Source organism: Streptomyces sp. NPDC048370, assembly GCF_043200825.1.
In the GTDB taxonomy this organism is placed as follows: Bacteria; Actinomycetota; Actinomycetes; order Streptomycetales; family Streptomycetaceae; genus Streptomyces.
In genome coordinates, this window is record NZ_JBICYI010000004.1 from 268,070 (window position 1) to 282,807 (window position 14,738).

At 73.6% G+C, this 14,738-nt stretch carries 10 protein-coding genes; 4 read left to right on the plus strand and 6 right to left on the minus strand.

Annotated features, from left to right (window positions below):
• Positions 1-9 precede the first annotated feature (9 nt).
• The 5 genes from ACGFYP_RS12070 to ACGFYP_RS12090 form a co-directional block, all read right to left on the minus strand.
• On the minus strand, positions 10-192 hold the full coding sequence (locus ACGFYP_RS12070) for a hypothetical protein (protein WP_361966537.1): 183 nt from the start codon (positions 190-192) through the stop codon (positions 10-12).
• Positions 193-387: 195 nt separating this feature from the next.
• On the minus strand, positions 388-4,056 hold the full coding sequence (locus tag ACGFYP_RS12075) for a S8 family serine peptidase (protein WP_393490228.1): 3,669 nt from the start codon (positions 4,054-4,056) through the stop codon (positions 388-390).
• Between the two features lie 124 nt (positions 4,057-4,180).
• Positions 4,181-5,467, minus strand: coding sequence for an MFS transporter (locus ACGFYP_RS12080; RefSeq protein WP_393490231.1), 1,287 nt, complete (start codon positions 5,465-5,467; stop codon positions 4,181-4,183).
• Positions 5,464-5,907: a GNAT family N-acetyltransferase gene (locus tag ACGFYP_RS12085; protein WP_393490234.1), complete on the minus strand. Its 444-nt coding sequence runs from the start codon at positions 5,905-5,907 to the stop codon at positions 5,464-5,466. The genes ACGFYP_RS12080 and ACGFYP_RS12085 overlap by 4 nt, the downstream gene beginning before the upstream one ends.
• A gap of 239 nt (positions 5,908-6,146) precedes the next feature.
• The gene (locus ACGFYP_RS12090) at positions 6,147-9,452 is read right to left on the minus strand and encodes a BTAD domain-containing putative transcriptional regulator (protein ID WP_393490238.1); all 3,306 of its coding nucleotides are present in this window, start codon (positions 9,450-9,452) and stop codon (positions 6,147-6,149) included.
• Between the two features lie 181 nt (positions 9,453-9,633).
• On the opposite strand from ACGFYP_RS12090, the gene ACGFYP_RS12095 reads away from it, so the two are divergent.
• The 3 genes from ACGFYP_RS12095 to ACGFYP_RS12105 all read left to right on the plus strand — a co-directional run bounded on the left by ACGFYP_RS12095 (position 9,634) and on the right by ACGFYP_RS12105 (position 12,579).
• Complete coding sequence (locus tag ACGFYP_RS12095; RefSeq protein WP_393490242.1) at positions 9,634-10,389, plus strand: SDR family oxidoreductase; 756 nt, start codon at positions 9,634-9,636, stop codon at positions 10,387-10,389.
• A gap of 73 nt (positions 10,390-10,462) precedes the next feature.
• Complete coding sequence (locus ACGFYP_RS12100; protein ID WP_393490245.1) at positions 10,463-11,074, plus strand: NAD(P)H oxidoreductase; 612 nt, start codon at positions 10,463-10,465, stop codon at positions 11,072-11,074.
• The gene (locus tag ACGFYP_RS12105; RefSeq protein WP_393490250.1) at positions 11,071-12,579 is read left to right on the plus strand and encodes an MFS transporter; all 1,509 of its coding nucleotides are present in this window, start codon (positions 11,071-11,073) and stop codon (positions 12,577-12,579) included. The genes ACGFYP_RS12100 and ACGFYP_RS12105 overlap by 4 nt, the downstream gene beginning before the upstream one ends.
• Positions 12,580-12,841: 262 nt before the next feature.
• Here the strand turns inward: ACGFYP_RS12105 and ACGFYP_RS12110 are convergent, their stop codons facing one another.
• The gene (locus ACGFYP_RS12110; protein WP_393490253.1) at positions 12,842-13,336 is read right to left on the minus strand and encodes a MarR family winged helix-turn-helix transcriptional regulator; all 495 of its coding nucleotides are present in this window, start codon (positions 13,334-13,336) and stop codon (positions 12,842-12,844) included.
• A 113-nt stretch (positions 13,337-13,449) separates the two neighbouring features.
• Here ACGFYP_RS12110 and ACGFYP_RS12115 point away from each other — a divergent pair, with 113 nt between their 5' ends.
• The gene (locus tag ACGFYP_RS12115; RefSeq protein WP_260226412.1) at positions 13,450-13,866 is read left to right on the plus strand and encodes an organic hydroperoxide resistance protein; all 417 of its coding nucleotides are present in this window, start codon (positions 13,450-13,452) and stop codon (positions 13,864-13,866) included.
• Positions 13,867-14,738: the final 872 nt, after the last annotated feature.

Below are 14,738 nucleotides of genomic sequence, written 5' to 3' on the forward strand. Positions count from 1 at the left end.
GTGCGAGGGTCAGTCGCCCGCGCAGAAGCTGAAGTCGCCGCAGACGACGACCGTGTGGTCGACCACGACCACGTCGTTGTCGTTGCTGAAGTCCGGGCCGCCGAAGTCCGGGCCGGTGTGGGCGAGGGCCACACCCGAGCCGCCGAGAACGGCGACGGCGGCCAGGGCGAACGTGGCAAGGGTCCTGCGCATGGAAAACCTCCTGACGAGCGGAGCGGGGTTGCTCACCCTCGGAGCCTGACCACGGCATAGGCCGGCGGCAAACGCTGACGGGCGTTCGGGGCACGCGATGCCCCATCCGAGGGGGCGTCACCCACCCGACCGGGCCAGGAACGCGGACGGGCACCCCGGGTCTTCCCCGGGGTGCCCGTCCGTCGTCCGGTCGCGCTACCTCACGCCCAACGCCCGGATGATCTCCTGCGTGACCGCGCCACCGCGGTCGTCGGACGCTCCGGCCCGGAGCGAGACGTACTGCGCGCCGTGCGGCACCCGCAGCTCACCCGTCCAGGACGTTCCGCGCCACGCCTTCTTGAGCGTGACCTTCTGCCAGGTCTTTCCGTCGTCGTAGGAGACGTCCAGCGTGCCGCCGCCGATCCGACCGGTGTCGGCTGCGCCCACGACGTACTCCGCCGAGATCCCGATCTCCACCCGGCCGCCGCCCCTGACATCGCCCTTGAGGTCGGTGTCGACGTCGAAGCCGAGGTTGATCAGCGGGAGGAAGGTCTCGCGGTCGGAGGGGGTCTCCTTGGAGCGGAAGGTCCACTCGGCGTGGCCCTTGGTCGACAGGCGCCAGCGCGCCGGGTCGAGCGTGGTGTCGGTGACGACCTTGTACTGGGCCTCCTCCGCCGGGGCGTCCCAGGCGTAGGCGCCGGAGCTCATCTTGCGGTCGACCCGGGTCCCGTTGACGTACACCTCGGTGAACTGGGTCATCGAGTCGTCGTTCCACACGTTGCCGAAGCCGGTGTGGTCGGGTCCTGAGTCGCCCCAGCCGGGGGTGTTGAACCGCAGGTCGTTGCCGACCCGCTGCTGGCCCCAGCCGAGCCCGGTGCCGAGCCACGGGTGCCAGACCGGCTTGAACCACTCACGGTGGGTCGTGCTGTCGCCCCGGTAGGAGAGGATCCCGCCGCGCTCTTCGAGCGAGTCGGCCAGGTCGACGGACTCGTGCCAGCCCTGGCCGCGCCCGGTGGAGACGTACTCGGTGCGCTCGGCGGGGAAGGCGATGTACTCCTTGAAGCCGAAGCCGATGGGGAAGGTGTCGGTGATCGAGTAGCGGAACTCGCCGCCGGTCTCCTTGCGGCCGGTGGGCATGTGGAACGTGGAGCGTACGGTGGCGAGTTCGTCCTCGTCGGGCCGGAAGACCAGGTCGGACGGGATCGCGCCGGGGTGCCCCTCGGAGAGGTCGTAGACGTACGGCGTGTAGCGCGTGCCGGTCAGCTCGACCGTCTTCTTCCGTGCGGCGGTCTGGGCGAGCCGGGCCCCGTCGGCCGCGTTCACGGTCGCGACGGCCAGCGGCCTGTCCTCGAACTCCGCCGTGCCGAACCAGGTGTTGAGGCGGCCGGGGGTCTCGTCCGTGACGAAGAGGAAGGCGACGCCCGCGTCCTGGGCGATCTGCGCCACGGCGACGGGCGTCAGCGCTCCGGCGCGGACCAGGACGGCCTTGCCCTTCACGTCCTTCCCGGCGTACTCGGCGGCCGTACCGGTGCCGACGTCGACGAGGCCGAGGCGCTTGCTGCCTTCGAGCATGGTCGTGCCGGGCTGGACGGTGGCGCCGGAGAGCCGGTGGCCGTCCGCGCTCGCCTCCAGGAGCGGCTTGCCCAGGCGCCAGACGGTCCGGTACTCGAAGGTGCCGGTGGCGGGCTTGCGGGTGGGGGCGGCGAAGATCGAGTCGTACTTCACCGGCAGCTGGACGGCGCCGCCGAAGGAGGCCCCGTTCGCGTCCCGGTCGAACTCCATCAGAAGCTGACGGGTCTCGGTCCGCTTCTCGACCTCGGCGCGGATCTCGTTGAGCTGCCGCCCGTCGAGGGTGATCTCGCGGTCGCGGTCGAGGACGATCTCGGGGTCGGTGAGGAAGCCGAGGCCGAGCGAGTCCTTGCCCTGGGAGCCACGGACGTCGAGGAAGGACGAGACGGTGTACGTGCCCGGCTTCAGGCGCAGTTCGAGCGTGCCGGACTCGCCGACGGCCGCGGGGAACGGGTCGTAGCCCGGGGCGAGCCGCTTGACGCCCAGGTTGGCCGAGGTCGGGGCGCCGTCACGGTCCTTGACGTGGACCGTGAGGTTGTACCGCTCCTCCTCCTTCACCAGGCCGAGCGCGGTGTGCGCGACGGGCGCGCCCGCCGCCGAGGCGACGATCCGGCCCGAGGCGTTGCCGACCGGGGCCTTCGTGCCGTCACCGGTGACCGTGGTCTGCGCGGTGCCGTGGGCCGGGACGGTGAGCGTGCTGTCGGCGAGGGTCGCGACGCCGGTGGGCATCCCCTCGACGGCGAGGTTCAACTCCACGGGCGCGTCGGAGTGGTTGGTGTACGTGACCGTCTTCGTGACCGGCTCGTTCGACTCGTACGGCCACGCGAAGAAGCCGAGGTCGGCGGAGCCGGTGGCGGTGACGTTCGCGGTGATCGCGGCGGCCACGTCGACCCGCCCGGCGCCGAGCGCGTAGGAGGAGTCGGTGAGCGTCTTCGACGAGGACATCAGGGCGTTCTTGAGCTGCGCGCCGGTCCAGTCGGGGTGCTTCTCCGCGAGCAGCGCGGCGACGCCGGCGACGTGCGGGGTCGCCATCGACGTACCGCTCATGGAGGTGTAGAGGCCGCTGCCGGTGACCAGTTGGGAGCGGGCGGCGAGGATGTCGACGCCGGGCGCGGAGAGGTCGGGCTTGAGGGCCTGGTCGCCGAAGCGGGGGCCCTCGCTGGTGAAGTACGCGGGCCTGTCGGCGGAGTCGACGGCGCCGATGGTCAGCGCCGAGTCGGCGGCGCCGGGCGAACCGATGGAGCCGGGGGCGCCGCTGTTCCCCGCGGCGATGACGAAGAGCGCGCCGGTCTCCGCGGTGAGGGTGTTGACGGCCTGGGCCATCGGGTCGGTGCCGTCGCTGGGCTCGCGCGAACCGAGGCTCATCGAGACGATCTTCGCGTCGATGTCCTTGGCGGCCCACTCCATGCCGGCGATGATCTCGGACTCGCTGCCGGAGCCCTCGTCGCTGAGGACCTTGCCGACGGCGAGGGTCGCGCCGGGCGCGACGCCCTTCTCGGCGTTGCCCTCGGAACCGGCGCCGCTGCCGCCGACGGTGGAGGCGACGTGCGTGCCGTGGCCGTTGCGGTCGGCGACCTCCTCGCCCGCGATGAACGACTTGGACTCGCCGACCCGGTCCTTGAGGTCGGGGTGGCCGAGGTCGGCCCCGGTGTCGAGGACGGCGACCTTCACGCCCTTGCCGGTGAGCCCGGCCTCCCAGGCCTTCGGGGTGCCGATCTGGGCGTTGGACTCGGCCATGGCGGCCTCGACCCGGCCGTCCAGCCAGACCTTGCCGCCCGCCGAGCGGGTGGCGGGCGAGGTGAACGACCGCCAGAACGCGGCCTGGTCGGTCGCCTCCACCGCCGCGCCGCCGATGCTGGGCAGCGCGCGGACGGTCTCGGTGCCGCGCGGCGCGGCGGCCCGGGCGCCCTTGCCGTGGGTGACGATCAGCGGCAGCTCGTCGGTGATGCCCTGCGCGATGAGCCCGCTGACGTCGAAGAGCCGCTCGTCCAGGACGCCCGAGTCCAGGTAGGGGCGGGCCTCGTCCGGGACGACGGTGACGCGGCCGTCGGAGATCTCGCTGCGTACGGCTCCGGTGGCGCCCGCCGCACGGTCGACGGTGACGGTCTTCTTCCCGCCGCCCAGCTCGGTGACGGTGACCCGGTCGCCGGTGACGAGCGTGACGGTGGCGCTCCGCGCGGCGGCGTTCGTGAACGTGTCGGGTACGGCGGGGGCGGTGGCTCCACCGGCGGCGGCGGTCTGCCCCGCCGTGAGCAGCACCAGGGAGATGCCGGCGGCGAGCAGCCCGGCCCTTCCTCCTGCGGAAGGTCTGATCATCGACGAACTCCTCGGCACCCGGGGGAAGGGGTGGTTCCGGGCGCCGCGAGGAGTCTGTTCCGGCCGGAGGCCGTTGAATACGGCAATGACTGGCGGCTATGTGCCGTGGCGGCCAACCGCCAGTTCAGGCAGTCGGGTTGAGGGCGTCGTATCGGCGGAAACCGCGACCGTACAGGGCAAGTGCCCCGATCGCGAGCACACAGGCGATACCGCCGCCGGTGATGGCGACGGCCGGGGAGGTCAGATCGGCGACGGAACCGGCGAGGAAGTCGCCGAGCCTCGGCCCGCCCGCGACGACCACGATGAAGACGCCCTGGAGCCGGCCGCGCATCTCGTCCGGGGCCGCGACCTGCATCATCGTGTTGCGGAAGATCATGGAGACGGTGTCGGAGTACCCGGCCAGCGCGAGCAGGAGCAGCCCGAGCCAGAGTTCGCGGGTGAGCCCGAAGACGGCGATGGCGGTGCCCCAGCAGGCGACGGCGAGCAGGATCGCCTGCCCGTGGTGCCGGATGCGCCCCTGCCAGCCGCTGAGGACGCCGCCGAGGAGCGCCCCGGCGGCGGGCGCGGCGGCGAGCAGGCCGGTGGTGGTGGCGTCGCCGTCGTACCAGAGGACGGCGACGACGGGGAAGAGAGCGCGGGGGTGGGCGAGGATCATCGCGCAGAAGTCGGAGAAGAACGTCATGCGCAGATTGGGCCGGGTGGCGAGGAAGCGGAGCCCGTCGAGGACGGAGGCACGCTTGGTTCCGGTCCGCTCGGGGAGCATGGAGGGCAGCCGCCACATCGCGTACAGCGCGGCGGAGAAGGCGACGGCGTCGATGAGGTACGCGGTCTGGAAGCCGCCGACGCCGACGATGAGCCCGCCGAGGCTCGGCCCGACGAGCGTGCCGAAGGTCATCGTCATCGAGTTGAGCGCGTTGGCGGCGCGCAGCTGCTCGGGCGGCAGCAGGCGCGGGATCATCGAGGTCCTGGCGGGCGAGTTGAGCGCGGCGCAGACCGACTGCAGGGCCACGATCGCGTACAGGAACCACACCGTGTGGAAGCCGGCGAACGCGGCCGTGGCGAGGGCGGCGGACAGCACGGCGGATCCCGTGGCACTGGCGAGGCCGAGCTTGCGGCGGTCGACGGTGTCGGCGATGGCGCCGCCGTACAGCCCGAAGACGATCAGGGGCACGAGCGAGAAGAGACCGACGAGCCCGACGGAGAACGGCGAGCGGGTGATCTCGTACACCTGGAGGGAGACCGCGAGCGCGGTCATGCCCTGGCCGACCCAGGAGACGGTGTTGCCGAACCAGAGGCGGCGGTAGTGCGCGGAGGTACGGAGCGGGGTGAGGTCGGCGAAGACGCGGCGGCGGTCGGGCCGCGCGGCCGCCGCTGCCTCCTGGGCGTCCTCGGCCTTCTCGGGGGCGCTCACGCGACGTCGTACCGGAGCTCGGGGCGGGCCCAGTGGATCCGCCCGGCGGGCTCGACGGTGCCGGTGCGGCGGGCGCCGGTACGGAGGTAGAACTCCTCGGCAGGCGGATGCGCGACGACCCGTACGGACCCGAGCCCCGCGGCCCTGGCCTGCTCCACCATGTGGTCCATGAGCAGCCGCCCGATGCCCTGCCCCTGTGCCTCGTCGGCGACGAAGGCGAGATCGAGCTCGGCCTCGTCCAGGAGGAGGGCGTAGAACCCGAGGACCCGGTCGTGCGCGTCGACGGCGACGAAGACGGGGTGGTGCTCGATGTACGTCCCACCGACGGTGTAGCCGTCGACCATGCCGGCGTAGTCACCCCGGTAGGCGGCGGACTTCCGGACGAGCCGAGTGAGGCGACGCGAGTCGTCGGCGGTGGCCCGCCGGATGGAGAGGGACATGGGGCGAGTATAGGGGCGGGGGTGGGACGAGTCCCTTACAGTCCGCATTCCGGCCCTTCCCCGTCCGCCGAGGACGAGGAGCGGACGACGGCTCGTCCTGGGCTTGGGATCTGTCATGCCGGCAGGCTGGTTCCGGATCCCGGGAGAACGCGGGGAGCGGGGCGGGATGGGCTGGTTCACGCCGATGGCGTGCACGTTCGTGAACCGCCACTGCCCGTTCGACCGCCCTCGCGGCGCGTCTACGGGGTCGTCCGCCGGGCCGTCTGCAGGGCCGTCCGCAGGGCCGGCCCCGACGGCACGTGGGCCTCGCGCACGGCGGCCTCCGGGGCGAGGCCGGCACCCCGCTCGAAGGCCGCCTCGAAGGCCTCGTCGCCGACGGCCCCGCGGACCGACGTGCTCACCCGGTCCACGTCCGCCCGCTCCGCCACGGGCAACGGCGCCCCCGTGGACGCCCGCAGCGCGCTCGCCGCGCCGAGCAGAAGGCCCGCCCCCTCGCCCCGCCCGGCCAGGGCCAGCGCGCCCGCCAGACCCTCCAAGGCCAGCGCCACCGCCCGCGGATCCCCGGTCGTCGCGGCCGTCGCGTACCCCTCCTCCTGGAGCGCGAGCGCCCCCGCGCCGTCGCCCCGCAGCTCCGCCACGAAGCCGAGCTCCGCGAGGATCAGCGCGTTGGCGCCGTCGAGCCCGACCAGCCGGTGCCAGTCGAGGACCTCCCGCAGGTGCCCCTCGGCCTCCGCGAGCAGGCCCTCGCGGCGCGCGCCGAGCCCGAGGCCGAGGACCGCGTTGATCTCGCCCGCCCGGAAGCCGACCTCGATCGCCTTCTCCCGGCCCTCCCGGTGGTACGCGCGGGCCTGCGCCAAGTCCCCCGTGAGCAGCGCGGTCCGGCCGAGCCCCGACAGCAGGTCGGGCACCTCGGTCGTGATCCCGAAGCTCCGGGCGGTCTCCAGACCGGCCCGCTTGAGCCGCGCGGCCTGCTCGTACGCGCCGCTCACCTCGGCCACCGTGGCCAGCGGGTAGACGGACCAGAGCCCTCCGCACGCGTCGCCGAGCCGCCCGAACAGCTCGGCCGCCGAGGCCGCGTCCGCCTTCGCGCCGGCCAGGTCGCCCCTGAGGAGCCGCTGCACGGACCGGTCGGCCTGCGCGGCGGCCTCGCCCCACCGGTCGCCCGCGGCCCGGAAGCCGTCGAGGGCCTCCCCGGTGAGCGCCTCGCCCGCGCCCTGGTCGCCGGTCCCGCACAGCGCGTGGGCCAGGAACCAGCGGGGCCAGGGGGCCGGGCCGTCGGGGCCCGTCACGGCGTCGTACCGCGCGAGCGCGGTCTCGATCCGCCGCCTGCGGTCCGTGCCGTTGCCGCCCATGACCGTGAGGCCGGTTCGCCAGACCTCGACCCGGGCGCGGAGCAACGCGTCGCCCCCGGTGGTTCCCAGGGCGGCCGTCGCCGAGCGGATCGCCTCGCCGAGCCGCCCGCGCAGCACCCAGTACCAGGCCAGCGCGTCCACGAGGGAGAGCGCCTCCCGTGCCGCGCCGTGCGCGACCGCCCGGTCGAGGGCGGCGCGCAGGTTGGCGCTCTCGGCGTCGAGGCGCGCCAGCCACTCCCGCTGCCCGTGCCCGCGCAGTTCCGGTTCGGCGGTGCGGGCGAGGCGCGTGTAGTACGCGAGGTGCCGGTCCTCCACGGCGCCGCTCTCGCCGGCCTCCGCCATCCTCTCCAGGCAGTACGCCGCGACGGATTCGAGCAGCCGGTAGCGGGGCCCGTCCTTGGTGTCGACGGCGACGACGAGGGAGCGGTCCACGAGCCGCGCGAGCAGGCCGAGTACGTCCTCGACCTCGATCTCGTCGCCCCCGCAGACCTCCTCGGCCGCGTCCAGGGTGCAGCCCTCGGCGTGGACGGCGAGACGCCGCAGGACGGTCCGTTCGGGCTCGGGCAGCAGCTCCCAGCTCCAGTCGATCACCGCGCGCAGGGTCTGCTGGCGGGCCGGCGCGCCCCGCTGTCCGGCGCTGAGCAGCCGGAACCGATCGTCGAGCCGTTCCAGCAGCCGGTGGACGCCGAGGGCGCGGACGCGGGTGGCCGCCAGTTCGAGGGCGAGCGGGATCCCGTCGAGGCGGCGGCAGACGGCCTCGACGGCGGCGCGGCCGTCCGCGTCGAGGACGAGGCCGGGCGCGGCGGCCGACGCGCGGGCGGTGAACAGTTCGACGGCGCTGTCGGGGGTGAGCGGCGGTACGGCCCACAGGATCTCCCCCGCGAGGGCCAGCGGTTCCTGGCTCGTCGTCAGGACGACGAGTCCGGGCGCGGTGCGCAGCAGCAGTTCGGTCAGCTCGGCGGCCTCGTCGATCACGTGCTCGCAGTTGTCGAGGACGAGCAGGAGCCGCTTGCCGCGCAGGACGCCCGCGAGGCGCTGGGGACCACCCGTCGGGCCTTCGGGGCGGATGCCCCAGCCGTCGTCGCGCAGCTCCAGGGCGGCGGCCACGACCTCGGCCAGGTCGCCCCGGGCACCGGCGAGTTCGACGAGCCAGGCGCCGTCGGGGAAGTGCCCCTGGGCCTGCCGCGCCGCCGCCACCGCGAGCCGCGTCTTCCCGACCCCGCCGGGACCGGTGAGCGTCACGAGCCGCCGCGCCGCCAACAGCCCGCCGACCTCGCCGACGGCCTCCTCCCGGCCCACGAGTCCCACGAGCGGGACGGGCAGGTTCCCCCGCCCCTCACCCGGCGGGGCCTCGGGCACGGGCGGGGGCTGTACGGGCGGCTGCCGCACGGACGGGGCGAGTACCGGCGAGGGCTCGGCATGGGCCTGGGACGGGAGCGCCGCCTCCAGCGTCGGGTCCTGCTGGAGCATCGCCCGCTGGAGGGCGACCAGTTCGGGGCTCGGGTCAAGACCCAGATCCTCGGCGAGACGGGTACGGAGGGATTCGTAGCCTGCCAGGGCCTCGCTCTGACGACCCGAGCGGTAGAGGGCGCGCAGGTGGGCGGCGCGCAGCCGTTCCCGTAGCGGATGCAGCTCGACCAGTTCGGCCAACTCACCCACCAGCAGCGCGTGCTCCCCGTTCTCCAGGCGGGCCTCCGCGGCCTCCTCGCGGACGACGAGCCGCTTCTCCTCCAGCCGGTTGACGGCGGCCCGGGCGAAGGGTTCGTCCGCGAAGTCCGCGAACGCGGGCCCGCGCCACAGCTCCAGCGCCTCGGCGAAGAGCGCGGCGCGGCGCGCCGGTCGGGCCTCGGCACGCGCGCGTGCGGCCAGAGCGGTGAACCGGTCCGCGTCCAACGCACCCTCTGCAAGGGCCAGTTGGTAGCCGGGTGCGCGGGTGGCGACAAGCTCGCGGCCGCCCGGCTCGGCCTCCTCCAGGACGCGGCGGAGCTGGGAGACCTTGGCCTGGAGCGCCCGCACCGGGTTGCCGGGCGGCTCCTCGCCCCACAGGTCGTCCACGAGCCGGTGCGTGGCCACGGGCCGCCCCGGGTCGACCAGCAACGAGGCCAGCAACGCCCGCACCTTCAGCTCCGGGACCCGGACGACCCGCCCGTCCTCGGTCAGTACGGCCGTCTCCCCCAGCACCGCGAATCGCATGCGGCCACCGTAACCCCCGGCCTGACCAGCGCCGTAACCCCGTCCGAAGCGGACCGAACAGGGCCCGAGCCGAACCCGAACCCGACCCGAGCCGAACCCGAACCGCCGGCCCGCAGAGTCATCCCCGTCACCAGCCGACACCAGCCGAAACCAGCCAGTACCAGCCCCCGAGGAGCACCTCATGTCCACCACCTCCCTCACCGGCAGGACCGCCCTCGTCACCGGCGGCAGCCGGGGCATCGGCCGCGCGATCGCCCTCCGGCTCGCCGCCGACGGCGCCCGCGTCGCCGTCCACTACGCGAGCAACGAGACCGCAGCGAAGGAGACGGTCGCCGCGATCGAGCAGGCCGGCGGCTCGGCCTTCGCGATCCGCACCGAACTGGGCGTCCCCGGCGACGCCGAGGCCCTCTGGAAGGCCTTCGACGCGCACGCCGACGGCGTCGACATCCTGGTCAACAACGCCGGGATCGCCGGCCCCGGCACCATCGACGAGGTCGAGGAGGCCGACTACGACCGGGTGTTCGCGGTCAACGCCAAGGCCCCCTTCTTCATCGTCAAGCACGGCCTCGGCCGGCTCCGCGACGGCGGTCGGATCATCAACATCTCCTCAGGCGTCACCAAGGTCGCCTTCCCCGGCATGACCTCGTACGCGGCCTCGAAGGGCGCGGTCGAGGTGCTGACCCTGACGCTCGCCCAGACCCTCGGCTCCCGGGGCATCACCGTCAACGCGGTCTCCCCCGGCACGATCGAGACCGACATCCACCCGTGGATGGCCGACCCGGCCGCCAAGGCGCACGCCGCCGGATTCTCGGTCTTCGACCGGGTCGGGCAGCCGGGTGACGTGGCCGATGTCGTCGGCTTCCTCGCCTCCGACGACGCCCGCTGGGTGACCGGCCAGAACATCGACGCGAGCGGCGGCTCCGGCCTCGGCCTCTGACCCACCCCGCCCCCCACCACCCCGTCACGCCCTCACGCCGCCACGCCCTCACACTCTCCGCGAAGGAAGCCTCATGTCCCACGCCCGTCACACCCTCCTCGTCCACGCCCACCCCCGCTCCGACTCGCTGACCGCCCAGGCCGCCGCGCTCGTCCACGGCCGACTGACGGGCGCGGGCGGCACCGTCGACGTACTCGACCTGTACGCCGAGGAGTTCGACCCCGTCCTGCGCCCGGCCGACGAACCGGACTGGGAGGACCGGGAGAAGGTGTACACCCCCGAGGTCCACGCCCACATGGACCGCATCCTGGCCGCCGACGACATCGTGGTCGTCTTCCCGGTCTGGTGGATGGCGCCGCCCGCCGTCCTCAAGGGCTGGATCGACCGGGTGTGGAACTACGGCTTCGCCTACGGCCGCAGCAAGCCGCGCCTCGCGGAGAAGCGGATGGTGTGGCTGGCGCTGATGGGCAACCCGCTGGAGGAGATCGAGAAGCTGGGCCTGGACACCGTCCTGGACACCCAACTGCGCGTCGGCGTCTCCGAGTACTGCGGGATCCGGGACACGTCGGTGCGGATCGTGTACGGCACCGAACTCTCCGGCGTACCGAAGGCCCTGCGCCCGGAGCGCGTGCGGGAGCTGCTCGCCGAGGTCGACGCGGCACTGGACGGAGGGCCGCGGCCATGAGCACGACCACCGACACCGTGACCGAGGCGGCTCCGGCGAAGGCCGGTGCCCGCCACTGGCTCGGACTCGCCGTCCTCCTCCTGCCCGTCACCCTGATGACGGCCGACCTCGGCGTGCTGTGGCTCGCCACCCCGTACCTGGCGGCCGATCTTCGGCCCAGCGGCGCCCAGTTGCTGTGGATCACCGACATCTACGGCTTCCTCACCGCCTCCACCCTCGTCATCATGGGCACGCTCGGCGACCGGCTCGGCCGGCGGCGGCTCCTGATGGCGGGCTCGGCGGGCTTCCTGCTCGCCTCGTTGCTCGCCGCGTACGCCCCGAACGCCGGGACGCTGATCGCGGCCCGCGCCCTCCTTGGCGTGGCGGGGGCGGCGGTCCTGCCCTCGACGCTCGCGCTCATCAGCCATATGTTCGCGGACGCCCGCCAGCGGGCCACGGCGATCGCGATGTGGGTGACCGCGCTCTCCGTCGGTCTGGCGATCGGCCCGATCGTCGGCGGGGTGCTTCTCGCGTCCTGGTGGTGGGGGTCGGTGTTCCTGATCGGGCTCCCGATCATGCTGGTCGCGCTGGTCACGGCGCCCGTGCTGCTCCCCGAGTACCGCGATCCGCGCCCCGGCCGGCTCGACCTGCCGAGCGCCGCGCTCTTCCTGCTCGCGGTGCTGCCACTGGTGTACGGGGTGAAGTCGCTTGCCGCGCACGGCGTGACGGCGGAGGCGGGCGCGGCCTTCGCCGCCGGTATCGCCTTCACGCTTCTCTTCGTCCGCCGGCAGAACCGTCTGGCGACCCCGCTGCTCGACCTCGGGCTCTTCCGCAGCCGGGCGTTCACCGGGGCGCTGCTCACCCTGCTGCTCGGGATGACCGCGCTCAACGGGGTGGAGTACCTCGTTCCGCAGTACCTCCAGGCGGTCGCGGGGCTCTCGCCGCCGGCGGCCGGCCTGTGGCTGCTGCCGGGGGCGGCGGGGCTGATCGCCGGTTCGCAGCTGACCCCGCCGCTCGCCCGCCGCTTCCGTCCGGCGTACGTGCTGGTGGGCGGGTTGCTGGTCTCGCTGACCGGGTACGCGGCGGTCGCCCTGGCCACCGGGGTGGCCGCGGCCTCCCTGGGGCTCACGGTGATCATGTTCGGGGCGGCCCCGATCAGCGTCCTCGGCACCGCCCTCGCGGTGGGCGCGGCCCCGCCGGAGAAGGCGGGCGCGGCGGCGGCGACCGGCCAGACGGCGTACGACCTGGGTCTGGCCCTGGGGATCGCGGTGACCGGCAGCGTGGCGGTCGCGGTCTATCGGAACGGGATCCCGGGCGACGCCCCGGCCGCGGCGCGGGAGTCCCTGGGCGGGGCGGCGGCCGTGGCGGACGAGGGGCTCCTGACGACGGCCCGGGAGTCGTTCACGACGGCCCTCCAGTCGGCGTCGGCCCTGAGCGCGGGCTTCGCCCTCCTGACGGCGGTGCTGGTGCTCGTGCTGCTGCGGGGCGTCCCACGGATCGCCTCGGACGCCTCCGAGAAGCCCTAGGGCCTCTCGTTTGGATCATGCCGGGCTCGCGGGCCCTGGCACCGCACCCTGATCCGGCCTGATCCAAACGAAAGACCCTAGCGGCCCCCGGCTCTCTGCTAGACGCCGAAGCCGAGGATCGGCATCCTGACGCCGTTGTTCAGGGTGACGTGCTCCATCGGTCTTCCGTTCGGTCCGGGCGATCGGGCTCCCGAGCCACGCTCCCGCACCCCGACGGCTCCCGCACCCCGACGACCCTGCCTGAACGTCGGGGACATCCGATCTACCCCAGGCCGCCCAGGGCCTCCGGGTCGGCGGCGTCGAGGCGGGCGGACAGGGCGTTGAGCTGGGTGCGCAGGGCGCTGATCTCCGCCAGGTCGAGGCCGGTCGCAACGGCGATCCGCTTCGGGACGCCGAGGGCCCGCTCCCGCAGGGCGGTCCCGGCCTCGGTGGGGCGCGCGGTCACCGAGCGCTCGTCCTCGGGGCTGCGCCTGCGCTCGACGTAGCCGGCCGCCTCCAGCCGCTTGAGCAGCGGCGACAGCGTCCCGGAGTCGAGGCGCAGGTGCTCGCCGATCCGCTTGACCGGCAGCTCTCCGTGCTCCCAGAGCACCAGCATGACCAGGTACTGGGGGTAGGTGAGCCCGAGCTCCTTGAGCGCGGCGCGGTAGACGCCGTTGAAGGCGCGGGTCGCGGCGTGCAGCGAGAAGCAGATCTGGTGGTCGAGCCGGAGGAAGTCCGCGTCCCGGTCCGTGTCGGGGGTCGTGTCGAGCGTCGCCATGGCTCCAGGGTACGGGACCGCGCATCGCGAGCCATTGAGTTGTGCACAACTGAATTGCACGCTACGGTTTACCCCAGACCCCGACCGAGCACGGAACGGAAAACGAGGACCCCATGAACGCGATCTACACCGCCGTCGCCACCGCCAACGGCCGCGAAGGCCGTGCCGTCAGCTCCGACGGCCACATCGACCTCCCCCTCGCCCACCCCCAGGCGCTCGGCGGCAACGGTCAGGGCACCAACCCCGAGCAGCTCTTCGCCGCCGGGTACGCCGCCTGCTTCGCCAGCGCGATGGGCCTCGTGGCACGCCAGGAGAAGATCGACATCACGGACGCCTCGATCACCGCCGAGGTCTCCATCGGCAAGGACGAGACGGACGGCGGCTTCGGCCTCGCGGTCGTCATGCGCGCCGAGTTCCCCGACCACCTCCAGGGCGAGCCGGGCCGCGAGCTGCTCGAGAAGACCCACGCGTTCTGCCCGTACTCCAAGGCCACCCGCGGCAACATCCAGGTCGAGCTCGTCGTCGAGTAAGGCCGGCCAGACCCCCCGTACGGCCGAGGGCCCGTACGCGTCCCCCGACGCGTACGGGCCCTCGGCGCGTTTCCCCTGATCCGGTCAGCCGAAGCGGCCCTCCACGTAGTCCGCCGTGCACGGGTCGCGGGGCTGCCGAACATGGCCTCCGTACGATGCTGCTGCCGGCCTGGCCGGGCAGCACGGTGTCGCGGCGGCGCCCGGGGCCCGAGGCCAGCACCTCCGCGGAGGTGCCCTCCCGGACGACCTCCTTCACGCCGAGCTGGGGGATCGTCAGCAGCGCCATGGGCGTGCCCGGTTCGGTGGTGGCACCGATCGGGGTGGTGGCGTCGGCGAGCGAGCTGCCCTCGGCGGCGGCGACGAGGAAGAGCTGCAGGCTGTGGCGGCACTCGCGCCGGCGCCTGAAGGTGAGGGCGGCGACGGCCACGCACCGCTCGTCCAGGGCGAGTTGCCAGCTCCAGACGCCGGTGGTGGCGCCCATGCCGACGAGGGGGACCGCGCGGTCGAGCCCGTCGCGCAGCCGCCGGACGGCCGCGGAGCAGGCGTTGTGTCCGCCGTGGAGGTCGGGTCCGCGCCCGAGTTCATGGCTGTCGGCGCCGACGAGCCGCCGGCTCACGGCTTCCGCGCTGACCTCGCCGGGCGTCCACTCGTGCGGCGCCTAGGAACCGCCCCCTTCGCCCGGACCCCACGCGTGGCCGACAATCGACCCCGCGGACGTAGCTGCGCGCATGACAATCACGGCGCTGGGCGCTGGTGGCTACACGGACCGGTGAAGCAGAGACGGAGAAAACATGAACGAGGGGTAGAGGTCCTCGGGAGGTGTCGACACGTACCGGAGCCACTCGATCCGCTGTTGTACGGCGCTGGGGGAG